The sequence below is a fragment of the Streptomyces sp. NBC_00249 genome (assembly GCF_026342355.1).
Lineage (GTDB): Bacteria > Actinomycetota > Actinomycetes > Streptomycetales > Streptomycetaceae > Streptomyces.
In genome coordinates this window covers 463,027-484,573 of the sequence record NZ_JAPEMV010000002.1, presented here as the reverse complement: position 1 = coordinate 484,573, position 21,547 = coordinate 463,027, and the positions used below count along the sequence as shown (strand labels likewise).

The 21,547-nt window shown below is 72.3% G+C and carries 20 protein-coding genes and 1 pseudogene; 13 read left to right on the top strand and 8 right to left on the bottom strand.

Features of this window, described 5'->3' with window-relative positions; all coding sequences use genetic code 11:
- The first annotated feature begins 320 nt into the window (after positions 1–320).
- The 5 genes from OOK31_RS10990 (at position 321) to OOK31_RS10970 (ending at position 6,218) form a co-directional block, all read left to right on the top strand.
- Positions 321–3,320: a nitrate- and nitrite sensing domain-containing protein gene (locus OOK31_RS10990; RefSeq protein WP_267012249.1), complete on the top strand. Its 3,000-nt coding sequence runs from the start codon at positions 321–323 to the stop codon at positions 3,318–3,320.
- Positions 3,317–3,799 carry a roadblock/LC7 domain-containing protein gene (locus tag OOK31_RS10985; protein WP_267012248.1) on the top strand — a complete coding sequence of 161 codons (483 nt, stop codon included), beginning with the start codon at positions 3,317–3,319 and terminating at the stop codon, positions 3,797–3,799. Before OOK31_RS10990 ends, OOK31_RS10985 begins: the two co-directional genes overlap by 4 nt.
- Positions 3,796–4,179 (top strand): DUF742 domain-containing protein, encoded by a 384-nt coding sequence (locus tag OOK31_RS10980; RefSeq protein ID WP_267012247.1) that lies wholly within the window; start codon positions 3,796–3,798, stop codon positions 4,177–4,179. The genes OOK31_RS10985 and OOK31_RS10980 overlap by 4 nt, the downstream gene beginning before the upstream one ends.
- On the top strand, positions 4,160–4,792 hold the full coding sequence (locus OOK31_RS10975) for an ATP/GTP-binding protein (RefSeq protein WP_267012246.1): 633 nt from the start codon (positions 4,160–4,162) through the stop codon (positions 4,790–4,792). The genes OOK31_RS10980 and OOK31_RS10975 overlap by 20 nt, the downstream gene beginning before the upstream one ends.
- Before the next feature lie 145 nt (positions 4,793–4,937).
- Entirely contained in the window at positions 4,938–6,218 is a 1,281-nt protein-coding gene (locus OOK31_RS10970; RefSeq protein ID WP_267012245.1) for a styrene monooxygenase/indole monooxygenase family protein, read from the top strand.
- On the opposite strand, the gene OOK31_RS10965 is transcribed toward OOK31_RS10970, so the two are convergent.
- Positions 6,149–7,363, bottom strand: coding sequence for a C40 family peptidase (locus OOK31_RS10965; RefSeq protein WP_267012244.1), 1,215 nt, complete (start codon positions 7,361–7,363; stop codon positions 6,149–6,151). The two genes, OOK31_RS10970 and OOK31_RS10965, sit on opposite strands and share 70 nt — an antisense overlap.
- A 637-nt stretch (positions 7,364–8,000) precedes the next feature.
- Here OOK31_RS10965 and OOK31_RS10960 point away from each other — a divergent pair.
- Both OOK31_RS10960 and OOK31_RS10955 read left to right on the top strand, forming a co-directional pair.
- Positions 8,001–8,894 (top strand): aminoglycoside phosphotransferase family protein, encoded by an 894-nt coding sequence (locus OOK31_RS10960; protein WP_267012243.1) that lies wholly within the window; start codon positions 8,001–8,003, stop codon positions 8,892–8,894.
- Positions 8,895–8,939: 45 nt separating this feature from the next.
- Positions 8,940–9,761, top strand: a complete 822-nt coding sequence (locus OOK31_RS10955; RefSeq protein ID WP_267012242.1) for an NAD(P)H-binding protein — start codon at positions 8,940–8,942, stop codon at positions 9,759–9,761.
- Between the two features lie 472 nt (positions 9,762–10,233).
- Here OOK31_RS10955 and OOK31_RS10950 read toward each other — a convergent pair whose 3' ends face one another.
- Entirely contained in the window at positions 10,234–10,473 is a 240-nt protein-coding gene (locus OOK31_RS10950) for a hypothetical protein (protein ID WP_267012241.1), read from the bottom strand.
- Positions 10,474–10,636: 163 nt separating this feature from the next.
- Positions 10,637–11,026, bottom strand: a complete 390-nt coding sequence (locus tag OOK31_RS10945; RefSeq protein WP_267012240.1) for a DUF6325 family protein — start codon at positions 11,024–11,026, stop codon at positions 10,637–10,639.
- Between the two features lie 106 nt (positions 11,027–11,132).
- Between OOK31_RS10945 and OOK31_RS10940 the strand changes: the two genes are divergently transcribed.
- The 3 genes and pseudogenes from OOK31_RS10940 to OOK31_RS10930 all read left to right on the top strand — a co-directional run.
- Entirely contained in the window at positions 11,133–12,614 is a 1,482-nt protein-coding gene (locus OOK31_RS10940) for an FtsW/RodA/SpoVE family cell cycle protein (RefSeq protein ID WP_267012239.1), read from the top strand.
- Positions 12,611–14,071, top strand: a complete 1,461-nt coding sequence (locus OOK31_RS10935; protein WP_267012238.1) for a penicillin-binding transpeptidase domain-containing protein — start codon at positions 12,611–12,613, stop codon at positions 14,069–14,071. Before OOK31_RS10940 ends, OOK31_RS10935 begins: the two co-directional genes overlap by 4 nt.
- Positions 14,072–14,093: 22 nt before the next feature.
- A pseudogene (locus OOK31_RS10930) lies at positions 14,094–14,237 on the top strand (DUF3291 domain-containing protein); the annotation flags it as partial.
- On the opposite strand, the gene OOK31_RS10925 reads toward OOK31_RS10930, so the two are convergent.
- Both OOK31_RS10925 and OOK31_RS10920 read right to left on the bottom strand, forming a co-directional pair.
- Entirely contained in the window at positions 14,176–14,949 is a 774-nt protein-coding gene (locus OOK31_RS10925; RefSeq protein ID WP_267012237.1) for a beta-glucanase, read from the bottom strand. The pseudogene OOK31_RS10930 and the gene OOK31_RS10925 overlap by 62 nt on opposite strands.
- A 70-nt stretch (positions 14,950–15,019) precedes the next feature.
- Positions 15,020–16,129: a ferritin-like domain-containing protein gene (locus OOK31_RS10920; RefSeq protein ID WP_267012236.1), complete on the bottom strand. Its 1,110-nt coding sequence runs from the start codon at positions 16,127–16,129 to the stop codon at positions 15,020–15,022.
- 168 nt (positions 16,130–16,297) lie between these two features.
- Between OOK31_RS10920 and OOK31_RS10915 the strand changes: the two genes are divergently transcribed.
- The 3 genes from OOK31_RS10915 to OOK31_RS10905 are packed head-to-tail and all read left to right on the top strand — an operon-like array spanning position 16,298 to position 18,241.
- A complete protein-coding gene (locus OOK31_RS10915) occupies positions 16,298–17,227 on the top strand; it encodes a diiron oxygenase (protein ID WP_267012235.1) in 930 nt (309 codons plus the stop codon).
- Between the two features lie 23 nt (positions 17,228–17,250).
- Complete coding sequence (locus OOK31_RS10910; protein WP_267012234.1) at positions 17,251–17,964, top strand: TetR/AcrR family transcriptional regulator; 714 nt, start codon at positions 17,251–17,253, stop codon at positions 17,962–17,964.
- Positions 17,965–17,974: 10 nt separating this feature from the next.
- On the top strand, positions 17,975–18,241 hold the full coding sequence (locus tag OOK31_RS10905) for a hypothetical protein (protein WP_267012232.1): 267 nt from the start codon (positions 17,975–17,977) through the stop codon (positions 18,239–18,241).
- A 472-nt stretch (positions 18,242–18,713) separates the two neighbouring features.
- On the opposite strand, the gene OOK31_RS10900 is transcribed toward OOK31_RS10905, so the two are convergent.
- The 3 genes from OOK31_RS10900 to OOK31_RS10890 all read right to left on the bottom strand — a co-directional run bounded on the left by OOK31_RS10900 (position 18,714) and on the right by OOK31_RS10890 (position 21,420).
- Entirely contained in the window at positions 18,714–19,961 is a 1,248-nt protein-coding gene (locus OOK31_RS10900; protein ID WP_267012231.1) for a HAMP domain-containing sensor histidine kinase, read from the bottom strand.
- Complete coding sequence (locus OOK31_RS10895) at positions 19,958–20,677, bottom strand: hypothetical protein (RefSeq protein WP_267012230.1); 720 nt, start codon at positions 20,675–20,677, stop codon at positions 19,958–19,960. The genes OOK31_RS10900 and OOK31_RS10895 overlap by 4 nt, the downstream gene beginning before the upstream one ends.
- A gap of 149 nt (positions 20,678–20,826) precedes the next feature.
- A complete protein-coding gene (locus OOK31_RS10890; RefSeq protein WP_267012229.1) occupies positions 20,827–21,420 on the bottom strand; it encodes a hypothetical protein in 594 nt (197 codons plus the stop codon).
- Positions 21,421–21,547 lie beyond the last annotated feature (127 nt).

The window sequence follows — 21,547 nt, the reverse complement described above, 5'->3', positions numbered from 1 at the left end:
AGGGGGAGGGGTGGCCCCCGCGACACCGCCCACCGCACCCCCGCCGGCATGTGGGCGGGCATACTGCCAAAGCCCGGCGCGTTCTTTCAACCACCCGTCCACCGCACGCCCCTGACACGCGGTGCCCGAGTTGGTCGGCCACTCCTCCGTGATGTTCACTCCTTCGAGTGGCCGGGTGGGCGATGTGCGGCTCTCCCCCCAACACGCTGCAAAGGTCTGAGGCGGTACGAGGGGGCAGGGGGCGTTTACTTGTTGACCGGCCGTTACCTCGGCCACACGAGTAGACGAGCACGAGCACACGTACAGGATTGCGAGCACCGGTGCAGAAGAAGCGGTCTCGGAAGAACGGCACCGCCAGCGCCGACGGACCCGCCAAGGCAGGACGGCGCGTACGCGTCCGCAGCCGGCTGGTGGTCGGGGTGGCAGTCGCCGGACTCACCGTCCTCGCGGCAGGCACCCCCGCTGTCGTCTCCGCCACGAGGGAACTGAACGACTCCCAGCGCCTGGTCACCCTCGCGCAGCAGTCACAACAAGCCCTCACCCTCGCCCACCTCCTCGGCGACGAGCGCGACGCCGTCGTCGAATACGTGGCCAAGGGCCGGCCCGGCGCCGCCAAGGCACCCGTCGACGAACGCACCGGCCGCACCGACCGACAGGTCGGCGAACTCAAGGCCGAAGCCGACGCCGACCTCGCCCGCGCCCTCTCCAAGGTCCGGGCCGTCCGCACCGAAGCCCTCGACGGCAAGGGCAGCGCCCTCGCCGCCCACCAGGCCTACGCCGCCGTCATAGGCGAACTCCTCCAGCCCGGCGACCGACTCGCCGAACTCACCCCGCCCCGCGCGGAAGCCGCCCTGGCCGTCACCCGCCCCCTGAGCCCCCTGGGCCAGGCCGTGGACCAGGCCTCGGCCACCCGTGGACTGCTGCTCGCCGCCCTGGCCGTCCCCCGCGGCGAGCAGCCCCCGAACGCGGCGATCGCGGACGAGCTCACCACCGCCGCCCAGCGCGCCCGCGTACGGGAACAGGCCGCCCTCGACGACTTCACGCGCTCCGCCCGCCCCGACGTACGGCAGACCCTCGCCGCCACCGTCACCGGACCCGAGGTCAAGACCGCCGAGGACCACCTCAAACGGCTCACCGACCGGCCCGTCCTCACCCCCGCCGACCGCAAGGTCGACGCCGGGGCCGTGGGCACCGCCCTCACCGCCCGCCTCGACCGCATGCGGTCCGTCGAGTCCACCGTCTCCGGCCAGCGCGCCAACGCCCTCGCAGGCCTGCGCGACGACGACGTGACCCGGCTGGAACTGCTCGTCGCCGGACTCGGCGTCCTCTTCCTCTTCGTCGTCGGCTTCTCCACCGCCATCGCCCGCTCGCTGACCCGGCCCCTGTCGGTGCTGCGGCGCGGCGCCGAACGGCTGAGCACCGCCGAAGGCTCCGTGGAGCCCGTGCGCTTCACCGGCCGCAACGACGAGTTCGCCGAAGTCGTGCGCCACCTCAACTCGGTGCGCGACCAGACCGTCGCCCTGCACACCCGGATCGCCGGACTCGACGCCGACCGGCGCCGCCTCATCGGCCGCAACGAAGCCCTCACCTCCGGCCGCGAAGCCCTGGAGAGCGAGCTCGCCGAGTTGCGCACCGGACTCGAAGAACACCGCCGCGTCATGTCGACCACCTCGGTCTCGCTCTCCCTGCGCACCCTCGGCCTGGTCGAACGCCAGCTCGCGGTCATCGAGGAACTCGAATCCAAGGAAGGCGACCCGGACCGGCTCGCCACCCTCTTCAAGCTCGACCACCTGGCGACCGTGATGCGCCGCCACAACGAGAACCTGCTCGTCCTCGCCGGACAGGAGCACGGCCACGGCCAGACCCTGCCGGTGCCGCTGGTCGACGTCATGCGGGCCGCCGTCAGCGAGATCGAGCGCTACGAACGCGTCGACCTCGCGGCGATCCCCTCGTACACGCAGGTCGCCGGACACGCCGCCGACGACATCTCGCACGTCCTCGCCGAACTGCTGGAGAACGCCACCACCTTCTCCCCGCCCGAGGCCAAGGTGAAGGTCTCCGGCCGGCTCCGGGACTCCGGCGAAGTGGTCCTGTCCGTCGTCGACGAGGGCATCGGAGTCACCGAGGACCGCCTCGCCTCCCTCAACACCCGCCTGTCCACACCCGAGGCCTACGACGAGGAGCCCGAGGCCGAACACGGCCTGGGCCTCGGCCTGTACGTCGCCGGGCGCCTCGCCGCCCGCCACGGCGTCACCGCCGAGCTGCGCACCGCGCGCCACGGCGGCACCGAAGCCCTCGTCGTGATCCCGGCCGCCCTGCTGCCGACCGCGCCGCCGGTCTCCCCGGTGCACACCCTGGCCGAACCGGGCCTGCCCGAGTACCGGCTGCCCGGGGTCGTCGCCGAGGCGAACGAGAACACCCTCCCGCCCAGGCTCCGCCCGCAGCGCGAACCCGCCGAGCAGCCGCAGCCGGCCGCGGACCTGGACGCCGGGCCGGACATCGAGCTCGACGGCGGGCTGGACACCGGGCTCGACCTCGACAGCGACCTCGACTTCGACACCGAGTTCGACCTCGACGCCGTCCTGGCCGCCGGGGCGCCCGCGCCCGTCGAGGAGCAGCCCGCCCGGGTGGTCTCCCTGGCCGAAGCCTTCGAGGACGTCGTCCTGCCCCCGGCGGACGAGGTGTTCACGGCGTCCGGGCCGGAGGCGGAACCCGAGGCGGAACCCGCCGCCGCGTTCGAGGCCGACGCCGACGCCGAGAGCGCGTCCGAGCCCGTGCCCGCGCAGCTCGAGGCCGTCGAAGCACCCGCCCGGGTGGTTCCGCTCGCCGAGGCCTTCGAGGACACCGCGCTGCCCCCGGCGGAACAGATCTTCACCGCGGCCGCGCCCGCACCCGAAGCGGACCGGCCCGAGACCGCCGCCGAGGAACTGCTCGCCCGCGTCGTGCCCGACCCCGGGCCGGCAGCCGACGTCGAACAGTCCGCACACCGGCGGGCCGACGCCGACGACAGCTTCGTCCCGCGTCAAGGCAGCCACCCCGGCCACGACACCGAGGCCGTCACCGAGGCCGTCACCGAGGCCGTCACCGACAAGGGGCTCCCCAAGCGCACCCCGCGCACCGTCGCGGGACCCGCCGCCGGCCGCCCCGCCGCGGCACGCCCCGAGCCCCGCCGGGTCGACGCCGACGAACTGCGCCGCCGCCTCGGCGGCTTCTACCAGGGCACCCAGGACGGCCGGCGCGTCGTCGCCGCCGAACTCGCGCAGGACCGGGGACCGGGGCAGACCGACCAGGGGGACACCGCACAGGAGGCACGCACATGACCGCGCCCAGTACGTACGGACTGAGCACCCAGGCCCGCAACCTGCAGTGGCTGCTGACCGACCTGGTCGAGGAGGTACCCGGGGTCAACTCCGTGGCCGTCGTGTCCTCGGACGGGCTCCTGCTGCTCTCCTCCGAACCGGGAGCGGGAGCGGAAGCCGCACAGGGAGGCCGCCCCAAGGGCCCCCGGGGCGCCTCCGCCGACCTCGCCACCATCGTGTCCGGCCTCGGCAGCCTCACCACCGGCGCCGCCGCCCTCATGGAATGCGGCTCCGTCAAGCAGACCATGGTGGCGATGGAGAACGGCTCCGTCTTCGTCATGGCCATCAGCGACGGTTCCCTGCTCGGCGTGCACGCCACCCCGGACTGCGACATGAGCGTCGTCGCCTACCACATGGCCCTGTTCGTCGGCCGCGCCGGCCACGTCCTGACCCCCGAAGTCCGCAGTGAGCTGCGCCAGTCGATGGAGAAGACCCCGTGAGGAGTACGGCCTCCGACCGGCTGCCGATACGCGGCGCCGACCGCCGCCCCGCCCGCGTCCGCCCGTACTCCCTCACGGGCGGCCGCACCCGCATCACCCAGGTCCTCCAGGTCGAGACCTTCGTCGCCGCCCTGGACACCGGCCCGGCCGCGACCCCGGACCGGATGCCCGAGATGCGGGCCATAGTCGAGGTGTGCCGCCGGATGCGCACCATCGCGGAGATATCCGCGCTGCTGAAACTGCCGCTCGGCGTGGTCCGCGTCCTCGTCAGCGACCTCGCAGACCAGGGCCGGATCCGCGTCTACGGCACGGGCCACGGCACCGGCCGCCCCGAACGCGCACTGTTGGAAAGGGTGCTCAGTGACCTTCGCCGTCTCTGACCCGGCCGTCGTCCCGGCCGGCCTGGACGACGAACCCGTCCAGCCCTGGCAGTACGACCGCTCGCGCGCCCCCGTCGCCGTCAAGGTCCTCGTCGCCGGCGGCTTCGGCGTCGGCAAGACCACCTTCGTGTCCTCCGTCTCCGAGATCGCCCCGCTGCGCACCGAAGCGGTGATGACCCAGGCCAGCGTCCCCACGGACGACCTGAGCGGCACCCCGGACAAGAGCACGACGACCGTCGCCATGGACTTCGGGCGCATCACCCTCGCCGACGACCTCGTGCTGTACGTGTACGGGACCCCGGGCCAGGAGCGGTTCTGGTTCATGTGGGACGACCTCCTGCGCGGCGCCATCGGCGGCCTCGTGCTCGCCGACACGCGCCGGCTGCGGGACTGCTTCCCCGCGCTGGACTACTTCGAGAGCTGCGGGCTCCCGTACGCCGTCGCCGTCAACCACTTCGAGGGCTCCCGCTCCTACGAGCCCGAGGACGTGCGGGAGGCGCTCACCATCCCGCCCGAGGTGCCCGTCGTGATCATGGACGCGCGGCGCCGGGACACGGTCGTCGAGTCGCTGCTGAGCCTCGTCGGCCACGCGCTCGACAGCACGCCCGCGTAGCCCGCGTACCGCTCTTCCTGTACCCCGCTCTTCCCGTACTCCCGTCCTTCCTGTAGCCCAGTTCTTCCTGTAGCCCCGCTCGTCCTCCCCGTAGCGCCTGGCGCGCCCGTACCACCCGTACAGCCACCCGGATTGAGAACCTGAGATGCGCAAGATACTTGTCGTGGGGGCCGGGCAGTCCGGCCTCCAGCTCGCCCTCGGCCTCCAGGCGAAGGGGTACGAGGTCACCCTCATGTCCAGCCGGACCCCGGACGAGATCCGGGGCGGGCGGGTCATGTCCACCCAGGTCATGTTCGACACGGCGCTCCAGCACGAGCGGGACCTCCAGCTGAACTTCTGGGAGCAGCAGGCCCCGAAGATCCGGGGCCTGGGCGTCTCCGTCGCCGCCCCCGACACCTCCCGCGCCGTCGACTGGCTCGGCCGCCTCAAGGGCCCCGCACAGTCCGTCGACCAGCGCGTCAAGATGGCCGGCTGGCTCGACACCTTCACGCAGCGCGGCGGACAGCTCGTCGTCCACGGCGCGTCCGTCGCCGACCTGGACTTCCTCTCCCGCGCCTACGACCTGGTCCTGGTCGCCGCGGGCAAGGGCGAACTGGTGTCCATGTTCGAGCGGAACACGGCGCGCTCCCCGTACGCCGCCCCGCAACGCGCCCTCGCCGTCAGCTACGTGCACGGGCTCGCGCCGCGCCCCGAACACCCCGGGACGGAGGCCGTGCGCTGCAACCTCGTCCCCGAGGTCGGCGAGCTGTTCGTCATGCCGACCCTCACCACCTCCGGGCGAGCGGACATCCTCTTCTGGGAGGGCGTCCCGGGCGGCCCGCTCGACGTGTTCAGGGGAGTCAACGACCCCTCCGAACACCTGGAACTGACGCTCGGCCTCATGGAGAAGTTCACCCCCTGGGAGTACGCCCGGGCGACCAAGGTCGAACTGACCGACGCGGGCGGCACCCTCGCCGGCCGGTACGCGCCGGTCGTCCGCAACCCGATCGGCCGGCTGCCCGGCGGCGGCCTGGTCCTGGGCGTCGCCGACGTGGTCGTGGCCAACGACCCGATCACCAGCCAGGGCTCCAACGCGGCGGCGAAGTGCGCGGCCTCGTACCTCTCCTCGATCCTCATGCACGGCGACCGGCCGTTCGACGAGGCCTGGATGAAGGCCACCTTCGACAAGTCCTGGTTCACCTCCGGCAGGCCCGTCACCCAGTGGACCAACGCCATGCTGGGCGCCCGGCCGGAATACGTGGCGCGCCTGATCCGCGCGGCCGGACAGCTCCAGCCGGTGGCGGACCGCTTCGCCAACGGCTTCGACAACCCGGCCGACTTCGACGGCTACTTCTACGACGCCGAGGACACCGCGGACTACCTCGCGGAGGTCGCCGAGTCGGAGTCGGTGTCGGTGTCGGGGTCGGGCTCCGCTTCCGAGGCGTAGCCGGAATCGTCCCCCGCCGTCGCGGCCACGGGCAGCGGCGGCGGGGTGAACTCCTCCAGCGGAGTCCCCTCCGGATCCGGCCGCACCGCCCCCAGCAGCGGGTTCGCCGCGATGGGGGAGACCTTGACCTTGGCCCCCGGCCGGGGCGCCTGGATCACCTTGCCGTCCCCGATGTACAGGGCCACGTGCGTGGCCTTCGGGAAGTACACCACCAGATCCCCCGGCCGCAGCCCCTCCAACGGCACCCGCGGCAGCCGCGCCCACTGCTCCTGACTGGTCCGGGGGATGGAACGCCCGGCGTGCTCCCACGCCCGCGAGGTCAGCCCGGAACAGTCGAAGGACGCCGGCCCCTCCGCCCCCCACACGTACGGCTTGCCGATCTGCTCCGCCGCGTAACGCAGCGCGGCCCCGCCGGCGGCCGTCGGCGTCCCCGTACGGGCGGGCAGCCGCCCGGAACCGACCAGCTCCCGCTGCGCCCCCGCGGTCACCGCCTCCTCCCGGGCACCGAGCCGCCCCAACTCCGTCGGGGTCAGCGCCGCGAGCAGCCGCTCCACCTCCTTGAGCCGCCCCGCGACCTCCTCCCGCCGCCGCTTCTGCTCGGCGGCCAGACCCTGCTGGGCGTCGAGGGCCTTACGGGCCGCGGTGGCGAGCACCCCGGCCTGCTGCTCCCCCCGCTCCAGCCGCCCCACCACCCCGGCCCGCCGCACACCCTCCCGGGCGGCCAGCTGCCGCTGGTCGACGGCCTGCTGGGGATCCCGGGAGAGCAGCATCCGCAGGTACGGGGAGAACCCCTGCGCGCCCTGGTACTGCTCCCGCGCGAGCCGCCCGGCGGCCGCCTTCTCGACCCCGAGCGCGGCACGCGCCCGCCCGAGGTCCTCGGTGAGCCGCCGCTCTTCGGCTTGGCGGGCGGTGAGGGCGACGTCGGCGGCGTTGTAGGCCTCGCTGGCTTCCTCGGCTTGCTGGTAGAGGGTTTGGAGGCGGGTGAGGAGGGTGCCGACGGAGTCGGTGGGGGTGGATTCGGGGGTGGGGGTGGCGGCGGGGGTGGACTGGGGGCCGGGGGCGGGTTCGGCCCGCACGGTGGCCGGGGGGCCTGCGGCGACGAGAACGGCGGCGAGGCAGGCCACACGAAGCAGTCGTTTTGTCATGTAATCACCTCCAGAACGCCCGATGCTGCCACCCCCAGTACGACAAACCCCCGACCGACGACCGGCGAGCCCGGGGCGTCACTCGGATGGGGGGGGTAGCCGTGCACCCTGGGGCGGTCTCAGGGAGGGGTTGGGGGTTTCCCGGCAGTCTTCGTCCTTCCGTGTCGGGCCGGCCTGTCAAGGGCGCTCACTGCGTTCGCGTCGCTTCGCGATGGCCTTCGGCCACCCTTGACAGGCCGTCCCGCCCCGGAAAAACGAAGACTGCCGGGAAACCCCCAAAAGAACGGGACGGGGCGGAAAGAGACAGGAGCGGCCCCGTCAGCGAAGAGGCGACCTGCCTCCGGCAGCCATCCACCCATCCGGGCATCTCAAAGTCCCTTTCCGCACCAAGGCCCGGCCCTACCTGCACGAAATGACGACCAGACAGCCATCGGGAGCGGGGAGACGCGTCAGATCGCTACGCGCTCCTCATTTCTCAGCGGCTGGCGGCCGTCTGGGGCTGGTCAGAAGCCGCCAACGATCGCTACGCGCTTCTCGTATCTCAGCGGCTGGCGGCCGTCGGTGGGGACTCAAAAGCCTTGGCGGTGGGTTGGAGGGCGTGGATAGGGTGCGGAATTCGTGCCGTCAGAGGGGGAACATGTCCAACGGGAAGATGCATGCCGACGAGGTCGACATCGACGAGGAACTCGTCGGGCGACTGGTTGCTGTGCAGTTCCCGCAGTGGGGCGGTCTTGCCGTGACGAACGTTCCTTCGGCCGGTACGGACAACGCCATGTACCGGCTGGGCGAGGACATGGCCGTGAGGCTGCCGCGCATCCCTGATTCCGTTGGGCAGATCGGCAGGGAGAACCGCTGGTTGCCGCATCTGGCGCCCCATCTGCCGTTGGACGTGCCGGCACCGTTGGGGCAGGGTGTGCCGGGCGAGGGATTTGATTTCCCTTGGTCGGTGTACCGCTGGCTCGAGGGTGAGAATCTCTTTGACGAGCCCCTCAGGGACTTGAGGGATGCGGCTGTCGACCTGGGCCAGTTCCTCACCGCCCTGCGGCGGATCGACACTGCGGATGCGCCGATGTCATTCCGGGGAGGGCCGGTGAGTACGCGGGACGAAGGTGTCCGTGCGGCCATCCGGGACCTGGACACGGTGGACAGGGAGGCGGCCACCGCCGCGTGGGAGGAGACGCTCCGGCTGCCGCAGTGGGAGGACGCTCCGGTCTGGCTGCACGGCGATCTGCTGCCGGGCAACCTGCTGGCCCGGCAGGTCCGGCTCAGTGCTGTCATCGACTTCGGCTGCGTGGGTGTCGGTGACCCCGCGTGCGACACGATGGCCGCCTGGACCCTGCTGTCCGCCGAGACCCGAGACCTGTTCCGCGAGGCGGCGGAGGTCGACGACGCCACGTGGGCCCGGGGGCGTGGATGGGCGCTGGCCTTCGGCCTCACCGCCGAGCACTACTACCGCGTCACGAACCCCGTCCTGGCGAGCGTCGCCCACCGCGCCGTCTCCGAGGTTCTCCTTGACCTGAAGTGCGATTGAGCTCGTAGCGTGTCTCCCAGTTGATCATCCAGGGAAGGCACGCTCGTGATCCTCGTGACAGGCGCTACCGGAAACATAGGACGCGCGCTGCTGAAGGAGCTCAACGCTCCTGTGCGCGCGCTCACCCGTGATCCCGCACGGGCCGCCTTCCCCGAAGGGGTCGAGGCGGTGCAGGGCGACCTGGCCGAGCCGGCGACGCTGAAGCCCGCACTGGAGGGAGTGCGCGCCCTGTTCCTGGTATCTCGTGTGGGCCCGGACGCCGAGATCATCGAAGCCGCCAGGCAGGCAGGTGTGGAGCACGTGGTCCTGGTCTCGTCGATCACGGCCCAGACGCATCCGCACCTGGAGCCCGCACGCGAGAACTTGGCGGTGGAACAGCTCCTCAAGGAGAGCGGCATGGCCTGGACGATCCTGCGGCCGACGCAGTTCGCCTCGAACTCCCTGATGTGGGCGCCCACCATCCGCGCGTCCGAGACCGTCCACGCACCGTACGCGGACACCGCACTGCCGACGATCCACCCCGCCGACATCGCAGCGGTGGCACGCCTCGCCCTCACCGAGCCCGGCCACCAGGGCCGCACCTACCCCCTCACGGGCCCGGAACCGGTCACCGCCCGGCAACAGGCCGAGTCCATCGCGACGGCCCTGGGCCGTGAGGTCCCCTTCGCCGAGATCAGCCGCCGGCAGGCACACGCCCAGATGGCCGAGGCCTTCGGCCCCGCCGCCGCTGACGCCGTACTCGACGTCATGGGCGGCGACGTCAACGACGAACTGCTGAAGGTCCGAGACACGGTCCCCCACCTCACCGGCCGCCCGGCCCGAACCTTCCACGAGTGGGCCACAGAACACGCCCAAGCCTTCCGCTGAAGACACCCAAGACGGCCGCCAGCCGCTGAGATACGAGAAGCGCGTAGCGATCGTTGGCGGCTTAGACCAGCCCCAGACGGGCCGCAGCCGCTGAGAAATGAGGAGCGCGTAGCGATCTGACGCGTCTCCCCGCTCCCGATGGCTGTCTGGTCGTCATTTCGTGCGGGTAGGGCCGCGCCTTGGCGCGGAAAGGGACCTTGAGATGCCTGGACGGGTGGATGGCGGCCGAAGGCAGCCCGCCGCATCCCTGAGAGACCCGCCCCTCCCTCTCTCCGCCCCGTCCCGTTCTTTTGGGGGTTTCCCGGCAGTCTTCGTTTTTCCGGGGCGGGCTGGTCTGTCAAGGGTGGCCGAAGGCCATCGCGAAGCGACGCGAACGCAGTGAGCGCCCTTGACAGGCCGGCCCGACACGGAAGGACGATGAGACTGACGGGAAAGCCCCAACCCCTCCCTGAGACCGCCCAAGGGTGCACGGCTAACCACCCCCCAGCAGCCTGCCCTTCGCCACCGAGAACTCCTCCGGGGTCAGCAGCCCCTGCTGGGCCAGCTCCGACAGCTGGGTCAGCTCGGCCACGAGCCCCCCACCCCCGCCCCCGTGCGGGGGCTCCGCCACCCGCCCCACCCGCCCCCCAGGTCCCTCCACCGTCTCCTCCACCGGCGGCCCCCACTCCTCCGGCTCGAACCCCGCCTCCAGCACCTCCGCCGCCTCTTCCACCTCGCCGCCCCACTCCTCGCCCCCCCCCTCCCCCTAGCCTCCTCGGGCTCCCCCTGCGCCCACTCCGCCGCCCCCGCCGCCCGCCGCAGGAGGCCCCGTAGCAGCGGGTGCCCCGCCGGCCGGACCGCCGCCGTGACCCTCACGCCCACCGGTCTGATGAACATCACGCCACCTCCACCCGCTCCGCCGGGATCCGGACCGCGCCCACGATCCGCCCGCCCGCCGCCCGTACGGCCACGGCCGCGTCCTGTGCCCACACGTGCTCGACCACCAGCAGCAGTGCGCAGCTGCCCCGTTCCAGCAGTTCGGCCGCCTCCCGCACGTCCTCCGGGCCGATCAGCCGGGCGACGTCGCGGCCCGCCAGGAGGCCGCGTAGCTCCACGAACTCGTCGAACTCCGCCGCCATCACCTCACCCCCGGCCGTCTTCGTCGTGACGAGCCCGTCGATCAGGCGCACCACCCCGGCCTTGCGCAGTCCCATGACGGCCTCGACGGCCGGCACCCGGAGCTGCTCCTCCGGGAAGGCGAGGACGATGAACTCCACAGGTCCCATGCGGTGGGTCTCCCTACTCCTGTTACTCCTGACCGTTTCTGACGACTCTTCGGCACACTATGACATAAGCGGACATACCAGCCGCGCCCTTGCTACGTTTCCCCGTATGACCGCTCTGACGGCGAAGGTGACGGAGCCCGCTCCGCCCCCGCCCCCCGACGCCCGCGCCCCCAAGCGCCGCGGCATCGAGCTGACACTCCTCGCCGGCGCGGTCCTGATCTCGGTACTGGGCCACCTCTACGTCGGCCTCGCGGACACCGGCCAGACCCCCACTCTCACCCTCACCCCCACTCCCACCTCCACCCCCACCCCCACCCCCACCCCCACCCTCACCCCCACCCCCCTCACCCACTACGCAGCCGGCCTGGCCCTCGCCTCGCTGCTCGCGCACCTCGCCGTCCGGCTGCGGGCCCCGTACGCCGATCCGCTCCTCCTGCCGATCGCCGTCCTGCTCAACGGCCTCGGGCTGGTCCTCATCCAGCGCCTCGACCTCGCCACCCCCGGCGAGGCCGGCGCCGGGGACCAGCTGCGCTGGTCGGCGCTCGGGGTGGCCCTCTTCGTGCTGGTCGTGGTCGGCCTTCGCGACCACCGCGCGCTCCAGAAGTACGCGTACCTGTCCGTCACCGCGGCGCTCGCGCTAATGCTCGTCCCCGTGTTCTTCCCGGCCGTCAACGGCGCCCACATCTGGATCCGTTTCGCGGGACTCTCCTTCCAGCCGGGGGAGTTCGCCAAGATCCTGCTCGCGGTCTTCTTCGCCGCCTACCTGGCCGCCAACCGCACCGCCCTCGCCCTGACCGGCCGCCGCCTCTTCTGGAAGCTGCGCCTGCTCCCCGGCCGGGTCCTCGGTCCGATCCTCGCGATCTGGCTGCTCAGTGTCGGCCTGCTGGTCCTGGAGCGGGACCTCGGCACCTCCCTCCTCTTCTTCGGCCTCTTCGTGATCATGCTGTTCACCGCCACCGGGCGGATCGGCTGGATCGCCATCGGCCTGCTCCTCGCCGCCCTCGGCGCGTACGCCGTCGGCACCTTCGAACCGCACGTGCACAGCCGCGTCGACGACTGGCTGAATCCTTTCGCCTCCATCGACCGCGGCGAAGGACCCGGCCAGCTCGCCCAGTCCCTCTTCGCCTTCGCCGCCGGCGGGCTCCTCGGCTCCGGTCTCGGCCACGGCCAGTCCTTCCTCATCGGCTTCGCCGCCAAGTCGGACTTCGTCCTCGCCACCGCCGGGGAGGAGCTCGGCCTCGTCGGCCTCACCGCGATCCTGCTCCTCTACGGGCTCCTCGTCTCCCGGGGCTTCCGTGCCGGGCTCGCGCTGCGCGACCCCTTCGGGCGGCTCCTCGCCACCGGGCTGGCCTCGATCATCGCGCTCCAGGTGTTCGTGATCGCGGGCGGAGTCACCGGGCTGATCCCGCTCACGGGCATGGCCATGCCCTTCCTCGCCCAGGGCGGCTCCTCCGTGGTCACCAACTGGATCATCGTCGCCCTGCTGGTCCGGCTCAGCGACAGCGCCCGCAGACCGGACCCCGCCCCCACCACCCCCGCCGTCGGCTCCGCCCCCGCATCAGCCCCCGCCGGGGAGGCCGCCGCGTGATCCGGTACATCCGCTGGTGCGCGTACTTCTGCGCCCTGCTGCTGACCGCCCTCCTCGTCAACGTGGCCCGCGTGCAGGTCTGGGAGGCGGCCGCCTACGGAGCGAACCCGGCCAACAAGCGCCCCGCCGTCCAGCGGTACGCCGAACCGCGCGGGGACATCCTCGTCGACGGCAGGCCCGTCACCGGCTCCCGCGACAGCGGCCAGCTGCTGCGCTACGAGCGCACCTACACCGACGGCCCGCTCTACGCCCCCGTCACCGGCTTCTCCTCCCAGACGTACGGGACGAGCTTCGTCGAGCGCGCCGAGGACGCCGTGCTGTCCGGCACCGACCCGGGGCTCTCCGCGTTCCCCCTCTGGTACGAGCTCTCGCGCGGCCGCCCCGGCGGCGGCAACGCGGCCACCACCGTCCGGGCGGCGATGCAGCGGGCCGCGTACCGGGGGCTCGGCGGCAAGCGCGGCGCCGTCGCCGCCGTGGATCCGGCGACGGGCCGGATCCTGGCCCTGGTCAGCAGCCCCTCCTACGACCCCGGCCTGCTCTCCGGAACCGGCTCCCAGGTCAAGGCGGCCTGGGAGCGGCTGAACGCGGACCCCGCCAAGCCGATGCTGAACCGGGCGCTGCGCGAGACGTACCCGCCGGGCTCCACCTTCAAGATCGTGACGGCCGCCGCCGCCCTCGACGCGGGCGTCGTCACCGACGTGGACGCCCCGACCAGCACCCCGGACCCGTACCCGCTGCCCGGGACCAGCACCCTGCTGCCGAACGCCGGCACGGGCTGTCAGGACGCCTCGATGGCGGACGCCGTGCAGTGGTCCTGCAACACGGTGATGGCCAAGATCGGGGTCCAGGTCGGGCTGCGCGGCATGGCCGAGGCGGCCGACCGCTTCGGCTTCAACGACGAGGGGCTGCGCGTGCCCTCCTGGGTGTCCCGCTCGAACTTCGACACCGACATGAGCCCGGACCAGCTGGCGCTGTCCTCGATCGGCCAGTTCAACACGAAGGCGACCCCGCTGCAGATGGCGCTGGTGGCGGCGGCCGTCGCCAACGGCGGTGAGCTCAAGTCGCCCTACCTGGTGGACCGTACGACCCAGGACGACGGCTCCCAGGTCCGGCGCGCCGACCGGCGCACCCTGGGCCGGGCGATGAGCCCGGCGACCGCGCTGCGGATGCAGGAGCTGATGGTCAAGGTGGTGCAGGACGGCACGGGTCGCAACGCGGCGATCCCGGGCGCGGTCGTCGGCGGGAAGACCGGCACAGCGCAGCACGGCGTGGGCAACGCCGGTACCCCGTACGCCTGGTTCATCTCCTGGGCCAGGGCCGAGGGCGTGCCGCAGCCGGCGGTGGCGGTCGCGGTGGTCGTCGAGGACGCGGCGGCCGACCGCCGGGACATCAGCGGCAACAGCGCGGCGGCGCCGATCGCGCGCGCGGTGATGGAGGCCGCGCTGTCCGCCCGATGAAACGGCGGTTCCCCGGGCGAGGCCGGCCGGGCACCGCCCCACGGTCGCGGAGGCCGAGGATCGCCCGCGTCACCTGCGCGAACACGGCCCCACCCCGTACGCCTTCACCCTCCGCGCCCCCTTCCCCCGGCCGACGCCTGGCTCCGGTACACCCGAAGCTGCGTGACCTCGTAGGACATCTCCCTGACGTCCGGTCCGGGCGCCGGGTGGTAACGCCCGGCGGACACCGACAGGTTGACGATGAGGTACGCGCGCCAGCCGCGCCCCACGCCCCGCCGGTCCGCGAAGACGCGGGCGCCGTTGACCCACCAGACGACCGAGCTCCTGCCGAAGTCGACCTTCAGGTCGACCCAGGCGCCGGGCCGGACCGTCGGGTCGCGGTGGTAGCGGTGCGCCTCCCGGACGTGGTTGGACAGCTCCAGCAGGTCGGGGTTGTCGGGGTGGTACTCGAAGACGTCGATCTCCTGGCCGCCGTCCCGCCAGGTCCAGATCGCGGGCCAGGCCCCGAGCTCGGCCGGGAGCCGGACGCGGGCCTCCAGCAGGTCCCCGGTGCGCACCATGAAGCCCTCGTCGCTGCCCTCGGTGGTGAGCAGCCCGGTGTCCCAGTTCCCGTCGGGGCGCGGGGTGGCCCTGAAGACCCCGCCGCGACTGTAGGCGGGGTCCTCGACGAGGTGGTCGAGCTTGTTGTCGCCCGGGTTGACCGGGCCGCCGTCGGGATAGGCCCACGAGCGGCCGGCCACCCACTGCGAGGCCGAGGTGAAGTCGGCGGTGAAGACGGGGGCGCGGCGCGGGGTGAACACCGGCAGGCCGCCGCCCCCGCCCCCTGGTACGAGGCGGCGGGTCAGCCGCCGCAGCCATCCGAACTCTTCCGTTTCCATACGGGTGTTGTGCCCCGCCGGCATCCACCCACACAGCTGTTCTCACTCAGAGTAATCGTAAAATTACTCATCATCCCCTCCTCGCCCCCTCCTCGATGGCGGCCGCCACCTCCGCGACCCGCTCCCGCTCCTCCTCGGCGAACCGCTGCCGGTCCAGGGCCTCGGCGATCTCCTCGTCCTGGCGCATGAGCAGGTCCAGGTTGGAGTCGCCCATCTCGAAGACGCCCATCTCCAGGTACGCCTTCTGCAGCCTCGGCCCCCACAGTCCGATGTCCTTCACGCAGGGCACGATCCGGCTGAACAGCAGCTTCCGGAACAGTTGCAGGAACTCCGACTGCTCGCTGAACTCCTCCGCCTCCCGCCGCGGGATCCCGAAGTTCTCCAGCACCTCCACCCCGCGCAGCCGGTCCCGCATCAGGTAGCAGCCCTCGATCACGAACTCCTCGCGCTCGCGCAGTTCGGCGTCCGTCAGCTGCTTGTAGTAGTCGCGCAGCGCCATGCGCCCGAAGGCCACGTGGCGGGCCTCGTCCTGCATCACGTACGCCAGGATCTGCTTCGGCAGCGGCTTGTCCGTCGTGTCGCGGATCATGCCGAACGCGGCCAGCGCCAGCCCCTCGATGAGCACCTGCATGCCCAGGTACGGCATGTCCCAGCGGGAGTCGCGCAGGGTGTCGCCGAGCAGGGCCTGGAGGTTGTCGTTGATCGGGTAGAGCATCCCGACCTTCTCGTGCAGGAAGCGCCCGAAGATCTCGGCGTGCCGGGCCTCGTCCATGGTCTGGGTGGCGGAGTAGAACTTCGCGTCCAGGTCCGGCACCGACTCCACGATGCGCGCCGCGCACACCATGGCGCCCTGTTCGCCGTGCAGGAACTGGCTGAAGTTCCAGGCGCTGTAGTGCCGGCGCAGCTCGCCCTTGTCCTTCTCCGTCATCTTGGCCCAGTGCCGCGTCCCGTACAGCGTCAGCACCTCGTCGGGGGTGCCGAGGGGGTCGTGCGGGTCCACCTCGATGTCCCAGTCGATGCGCTTGGCGCCGTCCCACTGCTTGTCCTTGCCCTTCTGGTAGAGGGCGAGGAGCCGGTCGCGGCCGCCGTCGTACTCCCAGCTGAAGCGGGCCGAGCTGGAGGCGGGGATCTGCCAGACGCCCTCGCCCGGGTCCTTGGTGTAGAGCTCGTGCGTCGACACTGACGCCTCCTTGCCTCACGTACTGCCGTGCAGGACTGGACAGTTGGCAGCGTCACACGTTGGTAGACGCGCGGTCAACAAGTCGTGCGCGAGGGATTGACGACCTTGCTGACAAGCAGTCTCATAAGAGGTGACCGCAGGTAACCCGACCACGAGGTGCCCGACGCCATGACCACAGCGACCGAACGAGCCGCGCTGAGCGACGCCCTCGGCCCGCTCAAGGACCGCGAGCAGGTCGCCGAGCGACTGCTCGAAGCCTCCGCCAAACACTCCTTCGACCCCGACACCGAACTCGACTGGGGCACCCCGCCGATCGAGGGCAAGTACTACTGGCCCCCCGAGCTGCTCTCCCTCTACGACACCCCCCTGTGGAAGAAGATGGGCGAGGAGCAGCGCATCGAACTCTCCCGCCACGAGGCGGCCGCGCTCGGCTCGCTCGGCGTCTGGTTCGAGATCATCCTCATGCAGCTGCTGGTCCGCCACATCTACGACAAGTCCCTGACCAGCAACCACGTCCGCTACGCGCTCACCGAGATCGCCGACGAATGCCGCCACTCGATGATGTTCGCCCGCATGATCCGCGAACACGGCGCCCCCGAATACCCCGTCTCCCGCGCCCACCACAACCTCGGGCGGATCCTCAAGACGGTCTCCACCACCCCCGGTTCCTTCGCCTGCACCCTCCTCGGCGAGGAGATCCTCGACTGGATGCAGCGCCTGACCTTCCCCGACGAGCGCATCCAGCCCCTCGTACGCGGAGTCACCCGCATCCACGTCATCGAGGAGGCCCGCCACGTCCGCTACGCCCGCGAGGAACTGCGCCGCCAGATGCTGACCGCCCCGCGCTGGGAGCGCGAACTCACCCGGATCAGCTGCGGCGAGGCCGCCCGCGTCTTCTCCCTGGCCTTCGTCAACCCGGCCGTCTACGAGAACATCGGCCTCGACCGGCGCGAGGCCGTCGCCCAGGTCAGGGCGAGCGGCCACCGCCGCGAAGTCATGCAGACCGGCGCGAAACGGCTCACCGACTTCCTCGACGACATCGGCGTCATGCGCGGCGTCGGCCGCCGCCTGTGGAAGGCCTCGGGCCTCCTCGCATAAGGAGCGTCGTCTACGCTGCGGCCATGACCGTACGCGCCTACCGCAGGCTGAGCGTCGAGGAGCGGCGAGCCCAACTCCTCGACGTCGCCCTGTCGCTGTTCGCGCACCGGGCCCCCGAAGAGGTCTCCCTCGACGACGTCGCGGAGGCCGCCGGGGTCTCGCGCCCGCTGGTCTACCGCTACTTCCCGGGCGGCAAACAGCAGCTCTACGAAGCCGCCCTGCGCTCCGCGGCCGACGTCCTCGAACTCTGCTTCGCCGAACCCCAGCAGGGCCCCCTCACCCGACGCCTCTCCCGGGCCCTGGACCGCTACCTGGCCTTCGTCGACGAACACCACACCGGCTTCTCCGCCCTGCTCCAGGGCGGCAGCGTCGTCGAGACCTCCCGCACCACCGCCACCGTCGACGGCATCCGCCGCGCCGCCGCCGAAGCGATCCTCCTCCACCTCGGGGTCCCCGCCCCCGGACCGCGACTGCGCATGATGGTCCGCACCTGGATCACCGCCGTCGAGGCCGCCTCCCTGATCTGGATCGACGAGGGCAAACAGCCGGAGGTCGACTCCCTCCGCGACTGGCTGCTCGACCAGTTCGTCGCCCTCCTCACCGCCACCGCCGCCACCGACCCCGAGACGGCCGCCGCCGCGCGGGCGGCGCTCGCCCTCGAACCGGCCGACGGCCCGGTCGGGATCCTCGCCCGCCGTGTGATCCCCGTGGTCTCCGAGGCGGCGCACCTGCTGTGACACTGGAAGGGTGAGAAGCGAACCGACGCCCTTCGAGGGCGGCCCGATGGACGGCCGGGTCCTCCCGATCCTCGTCGGCCCGACCGGCCACCCGCCGAAGTGGTACGAGATCCCGGTCCCGTCCCCGGAGGGCGGCCCCCCGACCGTCCTGCTCTACGAACGGGTCCCGGCGGGCTACTCGAAGCGGCTGCACCTCCAGAAGGGCTGGAAGTACACCTTCTCCCCGACCGCCGAAAAACCCCGCCCCCGCTGGCCCTGGACCAAACCCAAGCCCTAACCCTGGCCGGGCGGTACCGGTCCGCCCCGCTGCGCGGAGCAGGCCCCTCCCCACCCTTCCACCGTTCCCGCCTCAATCGCCGGCGGGGCTGAATCGGGATGGGGGCCGGTGCGGCTCACAGACCTGGGCTCCGCCCCGGACCCCGCGCCTCAATCGCCGGCGAGGCTGGATGTGGCGGCGGGGCTGGATTGGGCCGGCGTAGCCGGGACAGGGGCCCACGCGGGATCAAGGAACCTGGACCGGATCGGAGACGTGAGGGGTCGGGGACGGGGTGGGGTGTCGTCCGGGATGTAAAACGTGATTTGTTGGCGCGCGGTACCGCAGTACTGACGAAGCTGCGGAGGGGGCGCCATAAATCATGCCTATCCCGGACGGCACCCCACCCCGTCCCCGACCCCGCCCGACCCCCGCCCCGCCAGGCCAGGGCAACCGCCACCCCCGACCCCCACCCGGCCAGGGCTACGGCCACGCCCTACGGAAGCGTCAGCACCGCCAACGCCCCGCCCCCCTCCGCCCGGCGGAACTCCAGCCGCGCCCCGATCGCCTCCGCCTGACCCACCGCGATCGTCAGCCCCAGCCCGTGCCCCTTCCCCCCGCTCCGGAACCGCTGCGGCCCCTGCGTCAGCAGGTACTCCGGGTACCCGTCGCCGTGGTCCCGTACCGTCACCACCGGCCCGTCCACCGTCACCACCACCGGCCCCCGCCCGTGCTTGTGCGCGTTCGCGACGAGATTCCCCAGCACCCGCTCCAGCCGCCGCCGGTCCGTCTCCACGTGCACGTCCCGCACCACCACGACCTCCGTGTCCAGCGGGCCGGCCCCGGCCCCGGTCCCCACCCCCCGCACCACCCTCCGCACCAGCCGCTCCAGCTGGTGCAGATCCGTCTCCACGACCCCACTCCCCGCGTCCAGCCGCGAGATCTCCAGCAGGTCCTCCGTCAGCTGCCGCATCGTCCGGACCCGCTCCCGCACCAGCTCCGTCGGCCGCCCCTCCGGCAGGAGCTCCGACGCCGCCTGCAACCCCGTCAGCGGCGTCCGCAGCTCGTGCGCGACGTCCGCCGTGAACCTCTGCTCGCTCTGCAGCTTCCGCTGCAGCGTCCCCGCCATCGTGTCCAGCGCACCGGCGACCGTGGACACCTCGTCCTGGTGTCGCGCAGCGTCCCGCGTGCGCGGGTCGCCGACCCGCGCGTCCAGGTCGCCCTGGGTGATCCGCCGGGCCACCGTCGCCGTCTGGTGCAGCCGCCGCGTGACCCGCCTGACCGCGAACGCCCCCACCAGCAGCGTCCCGCCGATGGCCAGCACCGAGGACCCGATGATCGCGTTGTCCAGCCCCCGGATGGTCCGCGCGCTCTGCCCGTAGTCCACGGCCGTCGCCAGCGCCCGCCCGTCCGCCGGGGCCGCCGCCCACATCAGCGGCTGCCCCCGGTACTCCGCGACGACCGTCCCGCGCTGCCCGCTCACCGCCAGCGCCCGCAGCCCCTCCGGCAGCCCCGGCGGGTCGATGCCCGAGTCCGGCGGCAGGGCCTCCCCGGCCTCGTACGCGCGCGAGGCGTCGTGCAGCTTGCCGAGCGCCTTGTCCCGGGCCGTCGCCACCGTCTGCCGGGTCACCTCCGCGTGCACGAGCACGCCCAGGACCGCCGCCAGCGAGCAGCACATCACCACGATGAAGCACACCGACTTCCAGGTCAGCGACGCCGTCCACGCGGGCAGCACCCGCCTCACGGCGCACCCGCGCCACTGGCTCCGGGACTGGCCCGCGGCGGTGCCGGCGGTGCCGACGGCGTCGGCGGTGCCGCCGCGGGTACCCGTACGATCTGCTCGCGCGTCGGCAGCATCGTCTTCTGCTTCTCGTCCCAGGACCAGGCGGTGATCAGCTCGTAGCCGGGGTTGCCGCTCGGCACCCGCAGGATGACGTCCTGCCCGGCCACCTCCACCGCGACGACGGTCTGCGTGGTCGCCATGATCCGGTTCAGCCGTCCCGCCTCGTCCGCCGTGTACGCCCGTACGGACATCATCCTGTCGGGGAACTCGATGCCGACGACGAGGTCGTCCTTGCCGTTCCCGGTGAGGTCCCGGTAGTACGGACGCAGCACCGGGCACTTCTCCGGCGCCTGCCCCGGGGTCCCGCACGCCCTGATCGCGGCGGCCGTCTCGGGCGGCATCCCGTCCGCGCCGACGGAGATGTCGGGATGCGCCCGCAGCTCCGCCTGCACCAGCGCCACCGGGTCCACTCCGTGCACGTCCTGGTGGGAGACCGGCGGCAGCCCCTGTACGTACTGCGGGGGCGCACCCCCCGGACCGGCGGGCGGCACCTGCGCCCCCTGGCGCTCGGGCCACAGGTGCAGCGGCCCGCTCGCGGTCGGCGTGGGCCCGGCGGAAGCCAGCGACCCGGTGCTCCCGCACCCCGCGCTCAGCACGGACGCCAGCAAGGCGACCACACCCACACCCACACCCGCACCCGCACGTCCGGAGGCCCCTCGCACGCTGCCGCAGCCCCCTCCACACACGTCCCGACGGTCGACTTCCAGTCAACCTTATGCAGAGGTACGCACCTTTTGCCCGTACGCCCGTCTCCCCGCTCCCGCGGTCAGCCGTCCGTACGCCCGCGCCGCAGCATCGCGAAGCCCAGCCCCGCGGCCCCGACGGCCGCGATGCCGCCCCCCGCGGCGAGCAGCAGCATCCCGTCACCGGGCCCGTCGGCCAGGGTGCTCAGCCGCAGCGTCTCGGCGGTCCCCGCCGGACCCTTGTCCGCGGCGGGCACGACCTGCCCGCCGCCACGGGTGCCCGTCTTGTGACCGTCACCGGCCACCACGTGCGAACCCGAACCGTCTCCGGGCAGGGTGTCGCCCACCCACGAGGACAGCCGGCCGTCCGGCAGCAGCGCGGTGTGCAGCTCGCCGGTGCTGCCGAAGCCGGTGAAACCGTCACGGCTGGTCAGCGTGGCCACCGTGGCGCCGGAGCGCAGGATGTCCGCCTGGTAGGCGTCCTTCGCGAGCCGGTACACCTTCGCGGTCGACCGGCCGTCGGCCAGGGAGACGCTCTTGACCAGCGTCCGCTGCGTCCCGGAGGCGGCCGGCACCCCGTCGGCGAGCGCGGAGGCGGCGGGCAGCGCCAGCAGACCGGCGGCGCAGGCGGTCACGGCGGTGGCGCGAACGAGAGTGCGGCGGCTGACGGTGTCCACGGGATTCCTTTGCAAAAACACCGACCTGGTCGGCGTCCGGCGGATCCGGACGGGCACCAAGGTAGGCGGCGGCCGTTGCGGTACAGCGGTGGTCTTGTAACAGCAAGGCGGCAGCGACCCGACGAAG

Excerpts from the sequence above, each read along its gene's own strand:
- OOK31_RS10985 (WP_267012248.1), top strand. The coding sequence starts at position 3,317 with ATGACCGCGCCCAGTACGTACGGACTGAGCACCCAGGCCCGCAACCTG.
- OOK31_RS10910 (WP_267012234.1), top strand. The coding sequence starts at position 17,251 with ATGACCGTACGCGCCTACCGCAGGCTGAGCGTCGAGGAGCGGCGAGCC.
- OOK31_RS10915 (WP_267012235.1), top strand. The coding sequence starts at position 16,298 with ATGACCACAGCGACCGAACGAGCCGCGCTGAGCGACGCCCTCGGCCCG.
- OOK31_RS10940 (WP_267012239.1), top strand. The coding sequence starts at position 11,133 with ATGACCGCTCTGACGGCGAAGGTGACGGAGCCCGCTCCGCCCCCGCCC.
- OOK31_RS10970 (WP_267012245.1), top strand. The coding sequence starts at position 4,938 with ATGCGCAAGATACTTGTCGTGGGGGCCGGGCAGTCCGGCCTCCAGCTC.
- OOK31_RS10965 (WP_267012244.1), bottom strand. The coding sequence starts at position 7,363 with ATGACAAAACGACTGCTTCGTGTGGCCTGCCTCGCCGCCGTTCTCGTC.
- OOK31_RS10960 (WP_267012243.1), top strand. The coding sequence starts at position 8,001 with ATGTCCAACGGGAAGATGCATGCCGACGAGGTCGACATCGACGAGGAA.
- OOK31_RS10945 (WP_267012240.1), bottom strand. The coding sequence starts at position 11,026 with ATGGGACCTGTGGAGTTCATCGTCCTCGCCTTCCCGGAGGAGCAGCTC.
- OOK31_RS10925 (WP_267012237.1), bottom strand. The coding sequence starts at position 14,949 with ATGGAAACGGAAGAGTTCGGATGGCTGCGGCGGCTGACCCGCCGCCTC.